The organism is Pandoraea faecigallinarum (assembly GCF_001029105.3).
Taxonomy (GTDB): Bacteria; Pseudomonadota; Gammaproteobacteria; order Burkholderiales; family Burkholderiaceae; genus Pandoraea; species Pandoraea faecigallinarum.
In genome coordinates this window covers 1,534,378-1,554,174 of sequence record NZ_CP011807.3, presented here as the reverse complement: position 1 = coordinate 1,554,174, position 19,797 = coordinate 1,534,378, and the positions used below count along the sequence as shown (strand labels likewise).

Annotated in this window: 16 protein-coding genes; 6 read left to right on the top strand and 10 right to left on the bottom strand. The window is 64.5% G+C overall.

Annotation, left to right across the window (positions count from 1 at the left end):
* Positions 1 to 4: 4 nt before the first annotated feature.
* Positions 5 to 2,869, top strand: a complete 2,865-nt coding sequence (gene fdhF, locus AB870_RS06950; RefSeq protein WP_047907451.1) for a formate dehydrogenase subunit alpha — start codon at positions 5 to 7, stop codon at positions 2,867 to 2,869.
* Between the two features lie 283 nt (positions 2,870 to 3,152).
* Complete coding sequence (locus AB870_RS06945) at positions 3,153 to 3,386, top strand: formate dehydrogenase subunit delta (RefSeq protein WP_047907450.1); 234 nt, start codon at positions 3,153 to 3,155, stop codon at positions 3,384 to 3,386.
* A 45-nt stretch (positions 3,387 to 3,431) separates the two neighbouring features.
* On the opposite strand, the gene AB870_RS06940 is transcribed toward AB870_RS06945, so the two are convergent.
* The 7 genes from AB870_RS06940 to AB870_RS06910 form a co-directional block, all read right to left on the bottom strand.
* Positions 3,432 to 4,280, bottom strand: coding sequence for an EamA family transporter (locus AB870_RS06940; RefSeq protein WP_047907449.1), 849 nt, complete (start codon positions 4,278 to 4,280; stop codon positions 3,432 to 3,434).
* Positions 4,281 to 4,784: 504 nt separating this feature from the next.
* Positions 4,785 to 5,219 carry a hypothetical protein gene (locus AB870_RS06935; protein ID WP_047907448.1) on the bottom strand — a complete coding sequence of 145 codons (435 nt, stop codon included), beginning with the start codon at positions 5,217 to 5,219 and terminating at the stop codon, positions 4,785 to 4,787.
* Positions 5,220 to 5,422: 203 nt separating this feature from the next.
* Positions 5,423 to 6,646, bottom strand: a complete 1,224-nt coding sequence (locus tag AB870_RS06930) for a ShlB/FhaC/HecB family hemolysin secretion/activation protein (protein ID WP_071386851.1) — start codon at positions 6,644 to 6,646, stop codon at positions 5,423 to 5,425.
* A 568-nt stretch (positions 6,647 to 7,214) separates the two neighbouring features.
* Positions 7,215 to 8,828 carry a bifunctional aspartate transaminase/aspartate 4-decarboxylase gene (locus tag AB870_RS06925; RefSeq protein WP_047907446.1) on the bottom strand — a complete coding sequence of 538 codons (1,614 nt, stop codon included), beginning with the start codon at positions 8,826 to 8,828 and terminating at the stop codon, positions 7,215 to 7,217.
* Between the two features lie 122 nt (positions 8,829 to 8,950).
* Positions 8,951 to 10,636 carry an aspartate-alanine antiporter gene (gene aspT, locus AB870_RS06920; RefSeq protein ID WP_047907445.1) on the bottom strand — a complete coding sequence of 562 codons (1,686 nt, stop codon included), beginning with the start codon at positions 10,634 to 10,636 and terminating at the stop codon, positions 8,951 to 8,953.
* 70 nt (positions 10,637 to 10,706) lie between these two features.
* Positions 10,707 to 12,395, bottom strand: coding sequence for an aspartate-alanine antiporter (gene aspT / locus AB870_RS06915; protein WP_047907444.1), 1,689 nt, complete (start codon positions 12,393 to 12,395; stop codon positions 10,707 to 10,709).
* 486 nt (positions 12,396 to 12,881) lie between these two features.
* The gene (locus tag AB870_RS06910) at positions 12,882 to 13,283 is read right to left on the bottom strand and encodes a YXWGXW repeat-containing protein (protein ID WP_053059605.1); all 402 of its coding nucleotides are present in this window, start codon (positions 13,281 to 13,283) and stop codon (positions 12,882 to 12,884) included.
* A 183-nt stretch (positions 13,284 to 13,466) separates the two neighbouring features.
* Here AB870_RS06910 and AB870_RS06905 point away from each other — a divergent pair, with 183 nt between their 5' ends.
* A complete protein-coding gene (locus tag AB870_RS06905; RefSeq protein WP_047907443.1) occupies positions 13,467 to 14,798 on the top strand; it encodes an MATE family efflux transporter in 1,332 nt (443 codons plus the stop codon).
* A gap of 24 nt (positions 14,799 to 14,822) precedes the next feature.
* Here the strand turns inward: AB870_RS06905 and hisN are convergent, their stop codons facing one another.
* The gene (gene hisN / locus AB870_RS06900; RefSeq protein WP_047907442.1) at positions 14,823 to 15,638 is read right to left on the bottom strand and encodes a histidinol-phosphatase; all 816 of its coding nucleotides are present in this window, start codon (positions 15,636 to 15,638) and stop codon (positions 14,823 to 14,825) included.
* A gap of 248 nt (positions 15,639 to 15,886) precedes the next feature.
* On the opposite strand from hisN, the gene rarD reads away from it, so the two are divergent.
* From rarD to AB870_RS06885, 3 genes are all read left to right on the top strand, one after another.
* Complete coding sequence (gene rarD / locus AB870_RS06895) at positions 15,887 to 16,780, top strand: EamA family transporter RarD (protein WP_047907441.1); 894 nt, start codon at positions 15,887 to 15,889, stop codon at positions 16,778 to 16,780.
* 39 nt (positions 16,781 to 16,819) lie between these two features.
* Positions 16,820 to 17,074, top strand: a complete 255-nt coding sequence (locus AB870_RS06890; RefSeq protein ID WP_053059604.1) for a hypothetical protein — start codon at positions 16,820 to 16,822, stop codon at positions 17,072 to 17,074.
* Between the two features lie 186 nt (positions 17,075 to 17,260).
* A complete protein-coding gene (locus tag AB870_RS06885) occupies positions 17,261 to 17,722 on the top strand; it encodes a universal stress protein (protein ID WP_047907440.1) in 462 nt (153 codons plus the stop codon).
* A 183-nt stretch (positions 17,723 to 17,905) separates the two neighbouring features.
* Here AB870_RS06885 and AB870_RS06880 read toward each other — a convergent pair whose 3' ends face one another.
* The gene (locus AB870_RS06880; protein ID WP_237170073.1) at positions 17,906 to 18,889 is read right to left on the bottom strand and encodes a carbohydrate ABC transporter permease; all 984 of its coding nucleotides are present in this window, start codon (positions 18,887 to 18,889) and stop codon (positions 17,906 to 17,908) included.
* Positions 18,886 to 19,761: a carbohydrate ABC transporter permease gene (locus AB870_RS06875; RefSeq protein WP_047907439.1), complete on the bottom strand. Its 876-nt coding sequence runs from the start codon at positions 19,759 to 19,761 to the stop codon at positions 18,886 to 18,888. The genes AB870_RS06880 and AB870_RS06875 overlap by 4 nt, the downstream gene beginning before the upstream one ends.
* Positions 19,762 to 19,797 lie beyond the last annotated feature (36 nt).

Sequence of the window (19,797 nt, the reverse complement as noted above, 5' to 3'; positions counted from 1 at the left end):
GATCATGATGGACCCGATGTTTGAGAAGGATTACGGCACACCGCGCCGCGAATCCACCCAGGAAGTCACGCTGGAGATCGACGGCGAACAGGTCACCGTGCCCGCGGGCACATCGATCATGCGCGCCGCCTCCGAAGGCGGCGTGAACGTGCCGAAGCTGTGCGCCACCGATTCGCTGGAGCCGTTTGGCTCGTGCCGTCTGTGTCTGGTCGAGATCGAAGGCCGTCGCGGCTTCCCGGCATCGTGCACCACGCCGGTCGAGCCCGGCATGAAAGTCCGCACGCAGTCGCCGAAGCTGCAAGAACTGCGCAAGGGCGTAATGGAGCTGTACATCTCCGATCACCCGCTGGACTGTCTGACGTGCGCCGCGAACGGGGACTGCGAATTGCAGGACATGGCCGGCGTGACGGGCCTGCGCGAAGTGCGCTACGGCTTCGACGGCGCAAACCACTTCGACAGCGAGAAGGACGAGTCGAACCCCTACTTCACCTACGACGCCTCGAAGTGCATCGTGTGCAACCGTTGCGTGCGCGCCTGCGAGGAAACGCAGGGCACGTTCGCCCTGACCATCTCGGGCCGCGGCTTCGAAGCGCGTGTCTCGGCGGGGCAGGATCAGGCGTTCATGGACTCGGAATGCGTATCGTGCGGCGCCTGCGTTGCCGCGTGTCCGACCGCGACGCTGCAGGAAAAGTCGGTCATCCATCTGGGTCAGGCCGAGCACGCCAAGATCACGACCTGCGCCTACTGCGGCGTGGGTTGTTCGTTCAAGGCAGAGATGAAGGGCAACGAAGTCGTGCGCATGGTGCCGCACAAGGACGGTCAGGCCAACGAAGGCCACGCCTGCGTGAAAGGCCGCTTCGCCTGGGGCTACGCCACGCACAAGGACCGTATCCTCACGCCGAAGATCCGCAAGAAGATCACCGACCCGTGGCAGGAAGTGTCGTGGGACGAGGCGCTCGACTACGCCGCGTCGGAATTCAGGCGCATTCAGGCCAAGTACGGCCGTGACTCCATCGGCGGGCTGGTATCGTCGCGTTGCACGAACGAAGAGGACTACCTCGTGCAGAAGCTGGTGCGCGCCGCGTTCGGTAACAACAACGTGGACACCTGCGCGCGCGTATGCCACTCGCCGACCGGTTACGGCCTGAAGGCGACGCTCGGTGAATCGGCCGGCACGCAGACGTTCAAGTCGGTCGAGCATTCGGACGTCATTCTCGTGATGGGAGCGAACCCGACCGACGGTCACCCGGTGTTCGGCTCGCGCATGAAGAAGCGTCTGCGTCAGGGCGCAAAGCTGATCGTGATCGACCCGCGCCGTATCGATCTGGTGAAGAGCCCGCACATCAACGCCGACTATCACCTTCAACTGCGCCCGGGCACGAACGTCGCGATGATCAACGCGCTGGCGCACGTGATCGTCACCGAAGGCCTGATGGCCGACGAGTTCATCGCCGAGCGCTGTGAAGATCGCGCCTTCGCGCAATGGCGCGACTTCATCGCGCGCGCGGAGAACTCGCCGGAAGCGACCGAAGCACACACCGGTGTGCCGGCCCACCTCGTGCGCGGTGCCGCGCGTCTGTACGCCACCGGTGGTAACGCAGCGATCTACTACGGTCTGGGCGTGACGGAACATGCACAGGGCTCGACAACGGTGATCGGCATCGCCAACCTCGCGATGGCGACCGGTAACGTCGGCCGCGAAGGCGTCGGGGTGAACCCGCTGCGGGGGCAGAACAACGTGCAGGGCTCGTGCGACATGGGCGCATTCCCGCACGAACTGCCGGGCTATCGCCACGTCTCCGATTCGAGCGCGCGTGCGCTGTTCGAAGCCGAATGGGGCGTTGAGCTGCAAGCCGAACCGGGTCTGCGCATTCCGAACATGTTCGACGCGGCACTCGCCGGCACCTTCATGGGGCTGTACTGCCAGGGAGAAGACATTGTTCAGTCCGATCCGAACACGCAGCACGTCACGCACGCCCTGGAGCAGATGGAGTGCATCGTCGTGCAGGACATCTTCCTGAACGAAACCGCAAAGTACGCGCATGTGTTGCTGCCGGGCTCGTCGTTCCTGGAGAAGGACGGCACCTTCACCAACGCGGAGCGCCGTATCTCGCGTGTGCGTCAGGTCATGCCGCCGCGCGCCGGTTACGCCGACTGGGAAGTGACGATTCAACTGGCGAAGCGTCTGGGTTACGAAATGAACTACTCGCACCCGTCGGAAATCATGGACGAGATCGCACGTCTCACACCGACCTTCGCGGGCGTGAGCTACGAGAAGCTCGACCGCATGGGCAGCGTGCAATGGCCGTGTAACGAAGACGCGCCGGAAGGCACCCCGGTCATGCACATCGACGAATTCGTGCGCGGCAAGGGCAAGTTCCTCATCACGCAATACGTGCCGACGGACGAAAAGGTCACACGCCGCTTTCCGCTCATTCTCACGACCGGGCGAATTCTGTCGCAGTACAACGTCGGTGCGCAGACGCGTCGTACGCAGAACAATCACTGGCACAGCGAAGACCGCCTCGAAATCCATCCGCACGACGCGCAGGAGCGCGGCATCAAGGATGGCGACTGGGTCGGCATTCAGAGCCGCGCCGGCGAAACCGTGCTTCGGGCAATCATCAGCGAACGCGTGCAGCCGGGTGTGGTGTACACCACGTTCCACTTCCCCGAATCGGGCGCGAACGTGATTACCACCGACAACTCGGACTGGGCGACAAACTGCCCCGAGTACAAAGTGACCGCCGTGCAGGTCTCACCGGTGGCGCAGCCCTCGGAGTGGCAGCGTCAGTACTCCGACTTCAACCGTCAGCAGGAGGCGTTTCTCGGACACGCCCACGACGCGACGCCAGCCAGCGCGAGTTAGGCTACGGCAAGGGGTATCAAGGGGTAGCAAAAAGCGATGTGCGCGGCCCGGTCAGTCGATCGGACCGCGTATGACAAGGAACAATCCGCGTCCGGCGCCGGGAGTGCTGCACAGTGCCGGCGGGCCTCGCCGTCGATCGCCAACAGACGGTGCGGCGGACGCGAGATTGGCCATGCGCGCCGGTGCAGCAGCGGGCGATGCAGCACGATTGCGGAAACTGCCGGGATAGCAGGGACAGCCGGGATAGCAGGGACAACAGAGACAACAGGGGACAGGACAGATCATGGACACCGACAATCTGGTCAAGATGGCCAATCAGATCGGGGATTTCTTCGAGACGATGCCCGACCGCAGCGAAGCGCTCGAGAACATCGCAGGTCATCTGCGCCGCTTCTGGGCGCCGCGCATGCGTATGACGATCCTCGAACATCTCGAGACCACGGACGGACACGGCATGCGTGAAATCGTCGTCGCAGCGATCACGGCGCATCGCGCCGAACTCTGGCCGCGCGGCTGACGGCGCAACACCGTCGGTCGCCACGTCGCCACGTCGCGACGCCGCTCATGCACCGAGCTTGATGAGGACCGCTCCGCCGACCACGAGGCTGCAAGCCACGAGCCGGCGGGCGTTCAGTTTTTCCCGCAGGAACAACCAGCCGAGCAACACCGCGAAAATGGCGCTCGATTCGCGCAACGCCGACACCACGCCCATCGGCAGGTATTGCAGCGCCAGAACCACCATGCCGTAAGCGCATTGCGCCACCACACCCGCGCCCAACGCCTCTACCACCCGGCGAGGTGGCGCACAGAACATGCCCCGCCATCCGCCCCGCCACCGCCATACCGCACCGACGAGCGGCACGCTCGCGAACAGATACGCCCAGGCGAGGTACGCAAAGCCGTTGCCGTTCGACATGCGCACACCGAAGCCGTCGACGATCGTATAAGCCGCGATGAACACGCCGGTCAGCAAGGCGGCCGGCACGCTATCGCCGGATAGATGCCGCCCGCGAAGGGCGAGCGACAGAATGCCGGCACAAATGCACGCGATGCCGATCACCGCCAACCATCGCGGCGACTCCCCCGCGATCAGCAGCGCCGCGCCCGAGATCAGCAGCGGCGAGATACCGCGCGCGATGGGATAGATCTGTCCGAACTCGCCCACACGATACGCACGAATGAGCGCTGCCGTGTACGCGACCTGAGCGCACGCCGACAACAGCACGAGCGGCCACACCTGCGCAGGCGGCAGCGGCAGCAACGCAATGCCAGTTACCGCAGCGAGCAACTGCGGCACCGCCATCATGCCCACTTGCCAGAGACGATCGGGACTTGCGTGGAGGAATGCGTTCCAGGTGGCGTGCATCAGCGCTGAGAGCAGCACCAGTAACACGATGGGCGTGGTGGTCATGTCGATCGGACGCGGCAGCGGTGTGTCGGAAAACGACTGTGCAAGCCCGCGCCCGGCAGAAGGAAAAGACGCTATTGTCGCAGCGCGCGCCGCATCGACATAGAGCCAGCCGCGTCGAATCGCATCGGGCCACCTTCAGGCGAGACGAACCAACGGTTCCATTGGGCAACGAAACGCCATCGCACGTGAGAATTTTGCCGCCGCCGGCCAAGCTCGCCGGAAGTTGTCCACACCCTTTGTGGATAACCCACTGGATAACCTGATGCCGCCCTCCCGAATGCCCCGTGAACAGTGGCTGTCAAGAGCCTTGCTCAAAAAACGATCAGCCCCGGAACAAATATTCGGCTTGACGGTCAGCCCCCTCCCTGCTCAATGGCGCGCGCGTTCGATTACCGACGCATCGGGCTCCTTCGTACTTCGTACGGAACCGGCGCGCCGGACATTGCCGGCCACCGTGATGCACAGGGATAGCCATGATGTTCCGTGATGTTCCCTGATGTGCCGTCAGGCCTCGGCAGGCGGCGGCGATTGCGGCACCGCACGCAGTGCCGCCACGACCTGACTCTGGCCGAGTACGGCCTCGGGTGCTTTCTGCAAGGCCAGCAGATAACGCTCGCCGAATTCCTCGTCGGACTGGCGGAACAGTTTTGCGGCCTCGTCGGCGAGCGCGATGCCGGCATCGGCCTGCGGCGGTTCCTGCTCCAGCCATTCGTCGAGCGCGACGATCAGCCGCGAGAGCGGATCGAGCCAGCGGAACCACGGATCTTCCGTGAACAACTGGACGAAACGACCGGTCGGCACCGCACCGAAAACCGCTTCGTATTGCTGACGGTCATAGTCGATCAGCACCTTGTGCTGGGCGAGAAGCGCAGCGCGCAACGCCTTCATGGCGGCTATCTGGGCGGCACTGGCCGGCGTGGTTTCGGTCGGTTCGGTCATCTATCGCCCCAGGTAACGTCAGAAAGGTTAGGAAACGGAATTGGAAAGCGTCTTACACGCACTTTAGGACTTGGCCCATAGCCAACAGGCGTCTGGATCACGATACTACACGGGTCTCGCAAACACCTCGCGAGACCAGGCTTTCACTTCCCCGTGGGAGGCCTGCTTCCTCACCCGCCGACCCGGCGGGTTTTTTTTGCCCGTCAGAACGGCACGGTGAGTTTGGCGTCGATCGACTGGAAGCGGTAGGACCATCCCGGAGGTCCGCTCGACGCCGGCATCCATGGCGCGTTCAGGCGCTGCATGACCGACAGGTCGAGTTTCGACGTCCCCAGATAGTGGGTATGGCTCAGTCCCACTTCGGCGTAGCTGTCGTAGGTGTGAACCGCGCTGGGGTCTTCGGTACGGCTGCGGTTGTAGCGCAATTCCACGCCCGTCGTGCCGTTGGAGGTCACGTCGAAGGCCCGACGCACTCGCCATTGCAGCGTCTGCGTCTGTGTCGTGCCGGCGGCGATCTGGTCCGTCGCGGCGTTGGTCTTGCCGGTGATGCCGACCGTCCATGCAGCGTCGAGCGGCACCGAATAGTTGGCCGTCAGGTCGCGGTTGGTCGCATCGCGACGCGCGTTCTGCAAGTCCTGACTGAGGGTCGTATTGAATTTGCCGTACATGCCGAGCGGGTTGTTCATCAGCAAATTCGCCGTGCCCTGCATCTTGCCCGTCGTCGTCATGCCGCTGTTGTTCATGCCGACACTGAACTGGTACGGTCGCTCGTTGAGCACCTGCAAGCCGATAGCCCCTTCGCCGGGCGTACGGCTGCGAGTGGCGACGAACGGCAATGCGTCGTCGCGCACCGCCAGCCCCCGGCGCATGAGCATGCGGATGTTACGGTCGGCCAGACTCTCGCGGTGTGGCATGCCGCGCAGGCACGACGCACGCGCGAGGAAAGCATTCGGCGGGGCGATGTCGGGGGCGACCGGCGCGGGTTGATCGGCGGCCGTGGCTGCGGACGCCGCGTCGATATCGACAGCGGAAATCGCGGTGCCGTCCGCGCTCAACTCGGGCGCGACGGCAAAGTCCGCCGCTGGCAAGGGAGGTGCCGGGGGCGAGGACGGCGCAGCTTCGGGAGATGTGGCGCTCGTCGCGCCGTCGGCGTTCGCCGGGAGATGCAACGTATCGGAAGGACCGGAAGACGGGGAAAGCACGCCATCCCCGGCCTCTGTGCCGGAAGCCGCAGCCGCCGTTCGCTGCGCCGCTTCGCGCTCGACGGCCGCCGCGACCGCACTCGGATCGGCGCCGGCAAACAGGGCGATGGGATCGGTCGACCCACCGGGGTCCTGCCCGGCCGGTGTCACCGGCGGTGCAGGTGGCGCAGGCGGCGGCTCGAAGTACTGAGGTGCCAGCCCGCGTTCCCACAGGCCGTAGGACACAGCGTTGCGCTCAGTGAAACAGGGCGGATTAGGATCCGTGAACAAAGATTGTGCGTGCGCGCCCGCCGGTATCCCGGCACTCAGGCACGCGGCCAGCAGGAGGCGACTCCGCACGACCGGCTTTACCGACATTCGACACCCGAAAATCCCGCCCCCGCCGATGCCATCCGCTGGCGTCGTGGGCCGCGCTCGACATGAGGGGGCTTAGCGACAAGCGACTATTTTACGTCGTTCGGATGACGCTCTGCCAGTCAAGAAACACATCGGCGCATTGGGAACTCTTTCCTGAGATTGCCACTCATACCGCGTGACTTCCCCTGTAGTGATTTTTGCCCGCCTCGTGCGGGCATTTTATTTTGGGATTTCACATGACAAAAAAAGCCCGGGAAGCGGATTCCCGGGCAATGGTCGATCGCCATGGAGGGGCGACCTAGGGGGGCTTGCCGATGCCGCCCCCCCTCCGGCGTCCCTTCGCATCCTCCGGCTAATGCGGGCGATGCGGGGACAGCGGGGACAGCGGGGAGGGACATGACGCGGCATCGCCTACTCGAACAACGTGGCGCGGGCGTTACTTCTTCTTGCCGCCCTTGCTGCCGCCCGCCAGGAAGCGTTCGTTGTACTCATCCATGAGCTTGCGCACCGTCGCGCCGATCTGGATGTAATCCGGTTCGTTGAGGTTGGCGAGCGAGACGCGGCCCGACGGGTGCAGCGTGCCGAAGCCACGGCCCGGCAGCAGCACCACGCCGCTTTCCTTGGCCAGACGGAACAGCACTTCCGACGGATCGACGGTCTTCATGAACCAGTCGACGAAGGCTTTGCCGTAGATCTTCGTGCCAAGCACCTCGAGGTCGAGAATGTTGTAGTAATCGACGGCGGTCGGCCCGACCTCTTCGGAAATGCCCGCCGAGCGGTACATCGCAGCCTTGCGGCGACGGATGATGCGCTTGACGGCGTGCTTGTACGCGTCCGGTTCGTCCATCAGGCAGAACAGCGAGAAGAGCGCCATCTGCACCTGTTGCGGCGTGGACAGACCGGCCGTGTGGTTCAGCGCCACGGCGCGGCTATCTGCCACGAGACGGTCGATGAACTTGAGCTTTTCCGGCTCCGTCGTGATCGACGAATAGCGCGCATTGAGGCCTTCGCGCTGCGCCTTGGGCAGTTTGGCGATCTTGTCGTCGAACACGTTCTTCTCATGCGTGGCGATGGCGCCCAGACGCCAGCCCGTCGCACCGAAGTATTTCGAGTACGAGTAGACGAGGATCGTGTTGTACGGCGCAATCGCGAACAGCGAGCGGAAGTCGTCGGCGAAGGTGCCGTAGACGTCGTCGGTGAGAATGATGAGGTCCGGGCGCTTCTTGACGATCGCGCCAAGGTGTTCGAGCGAGGCGTCATCGAGCTTGACCGACGGCGGATTGCTCGGGTTCACGAGGAAGAACGCCTTGATCTTCGGGTCGAGCAGTTTGTCGAGTTCCTTCTTCGAGTACTGCCAGCCAAGCGCCGGATCGGCGTTCAGGTTCACTTCGTGAAGCTGGTAATCGGCCAGTTCCGGAATTTCGATGTACGGCGTGAAGATCGGCATGCCCAACGCAATCGAATCGCCCGCCTGGAGCAGATGGTTCGTCTTGAGCGTGTTGAACAGATACGTCATGGCCGCCGTGCCGCCTTCGACGGCGAACAGGTCGAAGTCGCCCACGAACGGTTGACGGCCGACCATCTCCCGGCGCAGGTACTTCGCCGCGATCTTCTCCGTGTTGCGCAACATGCGATCCGGCACCGGATAGTTGCAACCGAGAATGCCGTGCACCATCTCCGTGAGAAAGTCTTCGACGTTCAGGCCCATCTGGTCGCGAATGTACGAAATCGACTTCTCCAGGAACTTGACGCCCTGCTCCTGATGATGTTCGCGCGCGTAATCCTGCCAGCGGGCTTCCACGCCCTTGCCCGGCGGAATGCCACCCACGCCCTCCGGCATGTATGTGAACTGGCGCTCGGCTTCGGACAGCGCGAACAGGCCTAACTGGAAGAACCCGTGCCGCGGTTCGAGCGCGAGGAAGTTCGGGTTGCCACGACCGGCGTTAAGCATCGAGCGCTGGGCGCCATTGTCCTGAGCGAGTTCGATAAGCGTGTCCTTGAATTCGAACGGGCTGAGTTTGGCGAGTGCGTCGAGTTCCTTCGATTTCATAGCGAGTTCTCCATGAACAACCACTGACAAGCCATGTCGATTCCGTCCTGCAAGGGGGCAACGACGGGCGATCGGGGCGAATGCTTCAATAACGTTGCGAGACGGATCGTGTCCTCACCTCCTCAGGTGAGCGAGACCACCAGCGGGCCCAGCAGCGTGAGCAGCACGTTGGCGATCGCGTACGTGATGGCGAACGGCACGGTCGGCACATTGCTCTCGGCCTTGTCGAGAATCTCGCCGAATGCCGGGTTGGCGCTGCGCGAGCCCGACAGGGCGCCGGCCAGAATGGCCACGTTGTCGTAGCGCAGCACGTAACGTCCGAACAAGTAGGTGAGCAAAAGCGGCACGATGGTGACGATCACCCCGGCGACGAAGATCGAGATGCCGCTTTGCTGCAACGTCTGCCATGCCTGTGCGCCGGCGGACAATCCCACGCAGGTCACGAACGTCGCAAGTCCGAGTTCCTTGAGCAGCGAACTCGCGGCGAGCGGCATCGCGCCGAAGGTCGGATGCTTGCCCCGCAGCCAGCCGAAGACCAGGCCCGCGAGCAGTGCGCCGCCGCCACTGCCCAACGTGAGCGGAATCCCCCCGACCTTGACCACGACATAGCCGATGAGCAGACCGACCACGATGCCGATGCCCATGTAGACGTAATCGGTCTTCACCGAGTACGCGACCGGGTAACCGGCCTCCTTGGCGGCGCGTTGCACGTCGCTGTCCGCGCCGTACAGCGTCACGACGTCGCCGTGATAGACCACGGTATCGTCAAGCACCGGCACGGGCTGCCCCATGCGCGTGATCCTGGCGATGTACACGCCGTGCTTGACGTCGCGCGTCACGCCCGCCTTCAGCTCGCCGAGCGTCTTGCCATTGCCGCCCTTGCGGGCGAAGACCACCTCCTGCATGCGCAGGGCGATGTCGAGATCGGCAGAGGGGCGTTGCTCGTCGCCGAGCAGGCGCCACGCGTCGGTGGCGGCTTCGCGGCGTCCGATGAGCATGACGTCGTCACCCGCCTCCAGCACCAGATCGTCGGTGGCGATGATGATCTTGCCGTTGCGACGCAGGCGTTCGATGGTCACACCGTCGGTCAGTTGCTTCTCGACGTCGACCACGCGTTTGCCCGCCCCGGTCGTCACCCGGTACACGCGGCCCACGAGCGCCGGCAGCGAATCGACCTGATCGGCGCTGAGCACGGCGCGACCGCCCGCCATCTCGAGTTCGGCCTTCTTCGCGTCGTCCTTGAGCGTGCGTCCCATGAGCTTGGGCACCAGCGAGGCGCACACGATAATGGCGCCGAGACTGCCGAAAATGTACGTCACGGCGTAACCGATCGCCACTTCGGATTGCAGACGCTTGACCTCGTCGGCCGGCAAGCCCAGACGCGAAATCGCGTCGCCTGCCGTACCGATGATGGCGGACTGCGTGAGACCGCCACCCGCCACCCCCGCCGCCAGCCCCTTGTCGAAGCCGAAGATCTTCGCGCAGATCAGCACCGTGACGAGGCCCGAGGCCGCCAGAAACAGCGCCATGCCGATTTCACGCAGCGTTTTGCGTGAGAGCGAGCTGAAGAATTGCGGACCGCTTTCGTAGCCCACAGCGTAGATGAACAGCGCGAACATGATGCTCTTCACGCCGGCATCGACCGAGATTCCGATTTGCGAAACCACCACGGCAACCAACAGCGAACCGCCCACACCGCCCAGCTGGAACGAGCCGAACTTGATCGCCCCGATGGCATACCCGATGGCAAGCGACAGAAAAATCGCGACCTCCGGGACATGGTTGAGTATCGTATGCACCAGTTCCACGGCAGAACCTCCGTCTAAGAGAAAATGCAGCGACCGGCGGGGGAGCCGGTACGCGACGATTCAAAGCCAATCAACGCGAAAACTGATGGGCGACGAAAACGACCGCGGGGCCCATCAGCGGCAGCAGCACGTTCGACAGGGCGTACGTCACCGTGTACCCCACGACCGGCAATGCGCTGTTCGCCGTTTGCACCACTGCGCTGATCGCAGGCGTACTCGCCTGTTGACCGGCGATGGCGCCAATGAGAATCGGGCCGTCGATACGCAGCAATTTGTGACCCACCCACAGCGACACCAGCGCCGGGACGAGCGAGACGCAAATCCCCACGACCGGCAGCGCCATGCCGTGTTCGCGCAGCAGCACGGCCGCCTGCGGGCCAGCCGAGAGCCCGACACATACGACGAAGACAGCGAGTCCGAGGTCCTTGAGCAATTCGTAGGCCGCTGGCGGAAAGGTGCCCCAGGCCGGGCGGCGCGAGAGCAGCCAGCCGCTGGCCAGCCCCGAGACCAGCGCACCGCCGCCCGAGCCCAGTGTCATCGGCGCGCCGCCGATGTGTACGGACAGATGGCCGATGCACAGCCCCACGATCAGCGCGAGACCGACGAAAACGAGGCTCGTCTTATTGCCGTACGGCACCGGCTTGCCCATGACGGCACCTGCACGTTCGACGTCGTCTTGCAGACCTTGCAGGGTCAGGACATCGCCCCGTTGCAGTGCGATCTTGTTCAGCGTTGGCAACTGCATGCCCATGCGCCTGACCGATTTGACGAACACGCCATGGCGCAGCTCGACCGGCGCCTCGCGGCGCAGGTCGGCGACGGTGCGGCCTTCGGCTTCCTTGTTCGTCAGAATGTAATCGCGCTCGACGAGCACGATGTCGCCCGTTTCGGTGCCCGCGACTTCCGGGCCGACGAGCGCGTGAGCGTCCAGCATGGCGTCGCGCCGGCCCACGAGCAGCAATTCGTCGTTCGGCTCGAGCGCGAGGGTCTGGGCGACTGCCACCGCCGTCGACGCGCGCCGCACGCGCTCGACAGCCACACGGGCGTCGAGCGCCGCCTCAAGCGCCGCAACGGTGAGTCCGGGGTGAGCAACACGATAGCTGCGTCCGACCAGATCCGGCGCGGCCGGCGCCCCGATCTCCTCGCCGTTGTCGTCTTCCATTTCCTTCGCAAGACGCGCGCTGTCCGCCCTGAGATCGATACCGAGAAGGCGCGGGGCGAGCAGATTGGTGAACAAGACGATGGTGATCAGACCGAAGACGTAGGTCAGCGTGTATGCCGTCACGACGTTCGCCTGCCACGCCTTGAACGCCGCCGGATCGAGCCCCAGTCGACTCAGCGCCTCGATGGCCGTGCCGACCATGGCGGACTCGGTCGCCGCGCCCGCCGCCAGACCGCCTGCCGTACCCGGATCGAGTCCGAGAACGTTCACGGCCAGCATGACGATGCCGAATACGAAGACCACTTCGATGATGGACAGCACACCGAAGCGCAGACCGCGCAGGTTCAGGTTTTCAACGAACTGCGGTCCGGCAGAAAAGCCCATCGCGAAGATGAACAACGCAAACGCGAAATCCTTGAGCGAGCCTTCGACCATGCATCCCGTCTGCCCGACGAGCAACGCGACAAGCAGCGCACCGCACACGCCGCCCAGTTGAATCGGGCCGAATCTGATGCGACCGAGCAACTGGCCCAGCACGACACATACGAACACCGTGATCAACGGCACTGCATCGAACAGCGGAACTGAACACTGCATACAGGCTCCTGCCACATGTCACACTTCGGCGATGGGCTGGCCACCTTCACCGTTTGGGGGCGGCCGACGTCCGGCATACGAGACTTCAGGAAACGACTGATCTTCGTGGTATCGGCCACGCGGATCGAAAGACGGCAGACCGTATCCCGGTCCTAGGTTTTGCACCCGTGCACAAGCCGCCGGGCGTTTGAGTGGAGGGGCGCACACGGCGCACTAATGACTTATGCAAACACATGCCAACGTCGCGCAATTTGGCCGCACAAGTAATTAAAATTACGCCATCTGCGACTTATCCGCGTTTCATGGCAACGCGGCGTGGGCATAGTGTTGTTCAACGTTCCGGACGTGTCAACTGGTTTCGCGTACGGTTTCGACCCTGTGCGCGTCAACCCCTCAATTTCCCCTACTGCGTTGGAGTCCTGATAAAAAATCGCGAACCCCGCCGGGGGGTGGCACGACCGGACGCAGAGGGGGCGCCGGATGAGGTTATCGGGTCGCCGGGGAAGACTTCGGTGCGCGTATTTCGTGAACGGTGCCCGGGCCCCAGCCCGTCGCATCCCATTTGCCGTCGCGCAGGGTCCATTCGTGCGCGCCGGTCTCTTCCCAGTGCGGTGGCGTGTATCGCATGCCGGGGCGCTTCGCCTCAAAATGACCGTCGACCCAATCGTAACGGCCGTCTTTCCACTGCCAGTAGCCCGGCACCCAGAACTCCCCCTTCGGAGCCGTGTGCGGGTCTTCGAAGCGCGGCGGCGGCGGGCCGCGTTGCAGCGTCACGTCGGCCAACGCGGGCAGGCTGGCAAGACACAGGATGGCGGCGAGCGCATGGCGGCGATGCGCGAAAAGGAAGGTCGCCAGCGACGAGACCCTTGAAAGCGACGGGGACAGCATGCGTGGACTTTCAGTGAAGACAGACAAGTGACACATTGTACCGTCGGTGATTGAGCGGTGCGGCCACTGCGCCACGATGCCGACGTCACGAAACCTGAAACCTTATAATCGGCGGACTCACAACCTGCCGCCACGTGCGCAATCCGACGGCGCCGCCATGAACGGCCGCCGCAACACCGACTCATGAACCCTGCCCCCGCGGTCGCCGGTCACCGGCAATTGCTCCGTCTGGCCGTGCCTATCGTGCTCGCCAATCTCACCCAGCCGCTGCTCTCGGCCGTCGATACCGCCGTGGCCGGTCATCTGCCGGGCCCTGCCTATTTGGGCGGCGTGGCGCTCGGCGGGCTATTGCTCAATCTGATTTTCTGGGGTTTTTCCTTTCTGCGCATGGGCACGACCGGGCTGGCCGCGCAGGCCTATGGCGCACGCGATGCCGAACGGTTGCGCGACACGCTCGCGCGCGCACTGGCGCTGGCGTTCGCCATTGGCACGGTGCTGCTCGTGTTGCGCGTGCCGCTGGTGTCGCTCGGCGTCTCGTGGCTCGGCGGCAGCGACCAGGTGCAGGCGCTTGGGCGCGAATACGCCAGCATCCGCATACTCGCCGCCCCTTTCGCTTTGGGAAACTACGTGGTGCTCGGCTACTTGCTGGCGTGCCAGCGTGTGCGGCAGGGGCTGGCGGTTCAGGTGTTCATCAATGTCGTGAACATCGTCGCGGTGCTCGCGTTCGTGAGCGGCTTCGGCTGGGGCGTGTCCGGGATCGCCAGGGCGACGGCGCTGGCCGACGCGCTCGGCTTTGGCCTCGGTGCCTGGCTGCTGTGGCTTGCCCGCACCCCCGGCCTGCCGCCGCTGCGATTCGCAACGCTGGTCGAGCGCAGCGCGCTGTGGCGTTTGCTGCGGCTCAATCTCGACATCTTCCTGCGCACGCTGTTTTTGCAACTCGCCTTCGCGTGGTTCGCGCGCGTGGGAGCGCGGCTCGGCGACACCACGCTCGCCGCCAATGCGCTGCTGCTGAATTTTCAGACGTTCATGGCCTACGGGCTCGACGGCTTCGCGCACGCAGCCGAAGCGCTCGTCGGCGCATACGTCGGGGCACGTCAGCGGCAGGCGCTGCTGCATGCGATTCGTTTGTCGCTGGGTTGGGCGCTGGGCTGTGCCCTGGCATTTGCGCTGGTCTATGCTCTTGCGGGTGGCGCGATCATCGACGCACTGACCGATCAGCCAGTGCTGCGCGAGACCGCCCGGGAGTTCCTGCCGTGGGCCGTGCTCTCGCCCATCGTGGCGGTGTGGTGTTTTCAGCTCGACGGTGTGTTCATCGGCGCGACGCGCACGCGTGAATTGCTCACGTCGTCGCTCATCGGCCTGCTGGTGTTCGGCGCCGTGATGCCGCTCACGCTCGATGCGTGGGGCAATCACGGGCTGTGGGTCGCGCTCATGGCGTTTCTGGCGACGCGCGGCATCGTGCTCGGCGTGCTGCTGCCGCGCATCTGGCGAGGCCTGCCCCGCCAGGCCGCGTGACGCGGCGAAGCGCCGCCTTGGGAGTCAAGCGCCGCGGATGCAGGCCAGCGCTGCCGCGTGCAGTTCGGCGTTGGCGGCGGCAAGCACCTGCCCTTGCGACGTCAGCGTCAGCGGTTTGCCCTCCCAGTCGGTAATCACGCCGCCGGCCGCCTCGACCACCGGCGCAACGGCCAGATAGTCGTACGTCTGCAAACCGGCTTCCATCACCAGTTCGATGTGCCCGCTCGCCAGCAGCCCGTAGGCGTAGCAGTCGCCACCGAATCGACGCCGGCTCACCGCCTTCGTCAGACGTTCGAACCGGGCGTATTCCACCGCGTCGAAAATATCGGGCGACGTCGCATAGACCGTCGCCTGCGCGAGCGACGTCACCGGGCTGGTCGCACACACTTGTCCACCGAAGCGGGCTTCGCGCACGCCATTGGCGGGATCGTGAATGCCAAGCCAGCGCTCGCCCGTGGCCGGAATGTCGATCAGCCCGACGACCGGCTGGCCGTCTCGCAACAGGGCGAGCAGCGTGCCCCACAGCGGATGTCCCGTGATGAAACTGCGCGTGCCGTCGATGGGATCGACCGACCAGACGAATTGCGCATCCAAACCTTGCTTGCCGAACTCCTCGCCCCAAATCCCATGCGACGGGTAGCGCGCGGCGATTTTCTCGCGCAGCGCCGTCTCGACTTCGCGGTCGGCAATCGTCACGGGGCTTTCGTCGGCCTTGTCGTCGACGGCCAGACGCCGGCGGAACCAGCCCAGCGACAGCGGCCTGACGGCGTCGGCCAGCGAAGCCGCGAAAGCGGCATAGTCGGCAAGCGCGGTGACGGTAGCGGCGGGGGAAGACGACATGCACGAATCTCCTGCAAAGGCGCCGCTCGGCGCGGCAAAAGGGAAAACACCCGATGACTGGCGATGATACGCGCTCGCCGGTGACGTTGCGACTATCGTTGCGACTATCGTTGCGACTCACGTTGCGGCAGCAGGCGGTTCCCGCCCGCGCCGACGCGCGCCCGAAGGTGGTGCAAGTTTGCTATGCTCGCGGCCTGACTCGATTCTCGAGCCACAGCGGACAACAACGAACAACCATAGGTACACCCATGCTTTCCGGTCGCGGCGTGATGCTTTCCGTATCGGCGTCGGTCATGTTCTCCATCATGCCAGCGCTAGTAGCGCAGCTCTCCCCCCTCTCCGGGCTCGATGTCTTCGCCTGGCGCATTCTGCTCACCTTGCCGGGCACCCTCGTCATCGTGGCGGCCCTGCGCCGCTGGCACGTGCTCGGCCGCACGCTCTCGCATGTTCTGCACCGCCCCGCGCTGCTCGGTGCGGTCCTGCTGTGCGCGGCCATGCTCGGCATACAGCTCTGGCTCTTCGTCTGGGCGCCGCTGCAACAACGCATGCTCGACGTCTCGCTCGGTTACTTCCTCCTGCCGCTCACCATGGTGCTGGCCGGCCGCACCGTCTACAAGGAGCGCCTGAGCGCCCTGCAAACCGCCGCCGTCGTCTGCGCCGCCGTGGGCGTGGCGCATGAACTCTGGGTCACGCGTGCACTGTCGTGGGTCACCGCGCTCATCATGTTCGGCTACCCGCCCTACTTCCTGCTGCGCCGCCGATTGCAGCTCGACGCACTGAGCGCCTTCATCATGGAGATGCTGGCGATGGCGCCGGTCGCCGTTTTTCTGGTCTGGTCGGCGTGGGCGCAGAACGCACCGGTGCTCGGCGAGCCGCGATTCTGGTTCTGGCTGCCGGCGTTGGGGCTGCTCAGCGCAAGTGCGCTGGCCAGTACGTTCGCGGCGGCGCGCGTGCTGCCCATCGGGCTGTACGGCATCCTCGGCTACGTGGAACCCGTGCTGCTGTTCGCCGTCTCCATCGTTTTGCTCGGCGAGCCGTTCACCGCCCGCGGACTGTGGACCTATGTCCCGATCTGGATCGGGGTCGCGCTCATCGTGTTCGACAGCTTGCGCACATTGCGCCGTCAGCGGCTGGCGTCATAAGGGCGCGCTATACTCGCAAAAGCCTGTAAGACGACCACTATGAAAAATCTCGCCAAGATCGCCATTCTGCTTTCCCCGGGGCTTCTCACTGTCACGCTGTCCGCCTGCGGCTCGTCTGCCCCGCTGTTCACCTCCGATGGTCGCGCGACCCAGCAAATCCAGTGCTCCGCCGCGAGCGCCGGCGACTGCGAGCAGCGCGCGCGCACGCAATGTGCCCAAAAGGGCTACGACGTGCTCACGCGCGACGTGAACGGCAACGTCGCCAATCTCGTGATCGCCTGCCATCCGGACTGATCCGCCCGCCCCGTGTTCCGCCTGCCGGCACCGTACACCCTCGCGTGCACGCGCCGGCCGTTGGCACGACGATGCGTTATTGCGCACGGTCAAATGCCGGTCGAATCCCTGTCCCGCGCGAGATGACTTTCCGGGCACGCAGTGCGAGAATGGAAACGTACTTTCCAGCCCCAAGAGGACACCATCATGTATGAACGCATTCTGGTATCGATCGACGGCAGCACACCTTCGAACCGGGCCATCGACGAAGCGGTCAAGCTCGTAGCGCTCAGCCACGGCAAGATCCGTCTGGTGTCGGTCGTCCCCTCCCTTGCCAACGCCTACGCCGCGGGCGCCTACAGTGGCTTCGTGCCGCTGGAGAGCCAGGAGTCGTACGAGAAGGAAACGGACGAAATTCTTGCCACCGCGCAGGCCGATCTGAAAAAGCGCGGCGTCGATGCCGAGACGAAGATGATCACGCTCGAAGCCGGGACCGACGAAATCGCCGATGCGGTGCTGCGCGAAGCGCAGGAGTGGAATGCCGACGTGATCGTGCTCGGCACGCATGGGCGCCGCGGCATCAACCGCCTGCTGCTGGGCAGCGTGGCCGAAACGCTGCTGCGCATCACCACCGTGCCGGTCCTGTTGGTGAAGGCCGCCGGCAAGTAAGTCCATCGACACTCGCCCGCCCGGCGCAAGGGTATGACGGCACCCTGCCCACCCCGCCCGGCCGGTGCGCCAAGAAAAGGCCGCTACGTCAGGCGGCGTTGACGGCCACGCAATGCAACGCAACACAGGAACGGCACGCTCTCCCGCGTGCCGTTTTGCTTTTGTCCGGCGGCCCGTAACGAGTCAGCGAATGCCCGCACGCATGAACGACTGCACGAACTGACGCTGGAACAGCAGAAATGCGATGAACAGCGGTGCGGCCGTCATCAGCGTGGCCGCCGTAATCAACGACCAGTCGATGCCCTGATCCGTCGCGGCAAAGACTTGCAGGCCGACGGTGAGCGGACGCGTTTCGACCGAATTCGTCACGATCAGCGGCCACAGGAAGTTGTTCCAGTGGTGACTGATGGACACGAGCGCGTAGGCGACATAAATCGGCCGTGCCAGCGGCACGTACACCCGCCACAGCACCTGCCACGCACTCGCCCCTTCCACGCGCGCGGCGTCGTCCAGTTCGCGCGGCACCGTCTTGAACGCCTGACGCAACAGGAAGATGCCGAACGCGGATGCGAAGTACGGCAGCGCGATGCCGAGAATGGTGTCGCGCAATCCCATCCATGCGATGGTGCGGTAATTCTCGACGATCAGCACGTCGGGCATGACCATCAGTTGCAGCAGCACGGTCATGAACGCCACTTCGCTGCCCCGGAAGGTGAAGCGCGCGAACGCGTAAGCCGCAAGCGTTGCGAGCACGAGTTGCGCCGCGAGAATCACCGTCACCAGCACGAACGTATTGACGAGATAGCGGCCGAACGGCGCAGCCTGCCATGCGTGCACGAAGTTCTCCAGCGTGAGCGGCGCGCCCAGCGCGAAGCGCGTGGCGTATGCCGACGGATGGGCCGCGCTCCACACGGCGTAAAGCAGCGGCAGCAGCCACAGCAGGCCGAGCAGCCATGCCCCGGCGACGTCGAGCCGCCCCGCGTGCCCTGTCGCATGGAAGGCCGGAAGCGACGCGCGCGCCTTTGCCGCGCTCGCCGGCGTGGTAACAGGCGCGGACGAAGAAGACGAAGAAGACGAAGAAGACGAAGAAGACGGAGATGACGCAGAAGACGAAGCGGACGAGGTCGTACCCTCGGAAACCGAACTCGGGCTGGCGGAAGTCGTCATTGGTAGTGCGTACGTGAGTCGAGCAAACGGAATTTCACGAAAGCGACGATGGCGAGCAACGTGAGCAGCACCACCGTGAGCGCCGCTGCATACGATGTATCCCAGAAACTGAAAGCCACCTGATAGACGTAATACAACAGCAGTTGCGTCGCGTTATCGGGCCCGCCGCGCGTCATCACGACCACGTGATCGACCAGACGAAACGCGTTGATCACCGCATTGATGACCACGAACACGGTCGTCGGCATGAGCAGCGGCCATTGGACACGGCGGAAGAACTGCCAGCGCGACGCCCCTTCGAGGGACGCCGCTTCGGCGAGCGTCGGCGAGATCTGCTGCAACGCGGCCAGATAGAAAATCATGAAAAAGCCCGCCTCTTTCCAGATCGTCACGATCATCAGCGCGGCCAGCGCCGTGCCCGGCTGGCCGAGCCAATTGTGATCGCCCCAGCCGAACGCCTGCGAAACCTGGGCGATGAGACCGTACTGCGGCGTATAGAAAAAGAGCCAGATGTTCGCCACGGCAATCATCGGCAGGATGGCGGGCGTGAAGTACGCGAGGCGCAGCAACGCGCGCCCCGGCACCTGACGATGCACCCAAAGCGCCATCACGATGGAAAGCACGATGGCGGCCGGCACGGTGACGAGCGCGAACAGCAGATTGTTGCGCAGTGCCTGCCAGAAGACGGGATCGTCGAGCAGCAACCGGTAGTTCTCGGCGCCGACGAACACGGACGACGCGCCGGCGCGCGCCGTCGAAAAAACGCTGTGCCACAGCGTGGCGACAGCCGGATAGTGGGTGAAGGCGACAAGCAACACCAGCGCCGGCAACAGCAGCAGCCAGGGCACCCAGGAAGCGGAGGTACGGTTCATCGACGGTCCATCGATTCTGCACTCGACGCCGGTGCC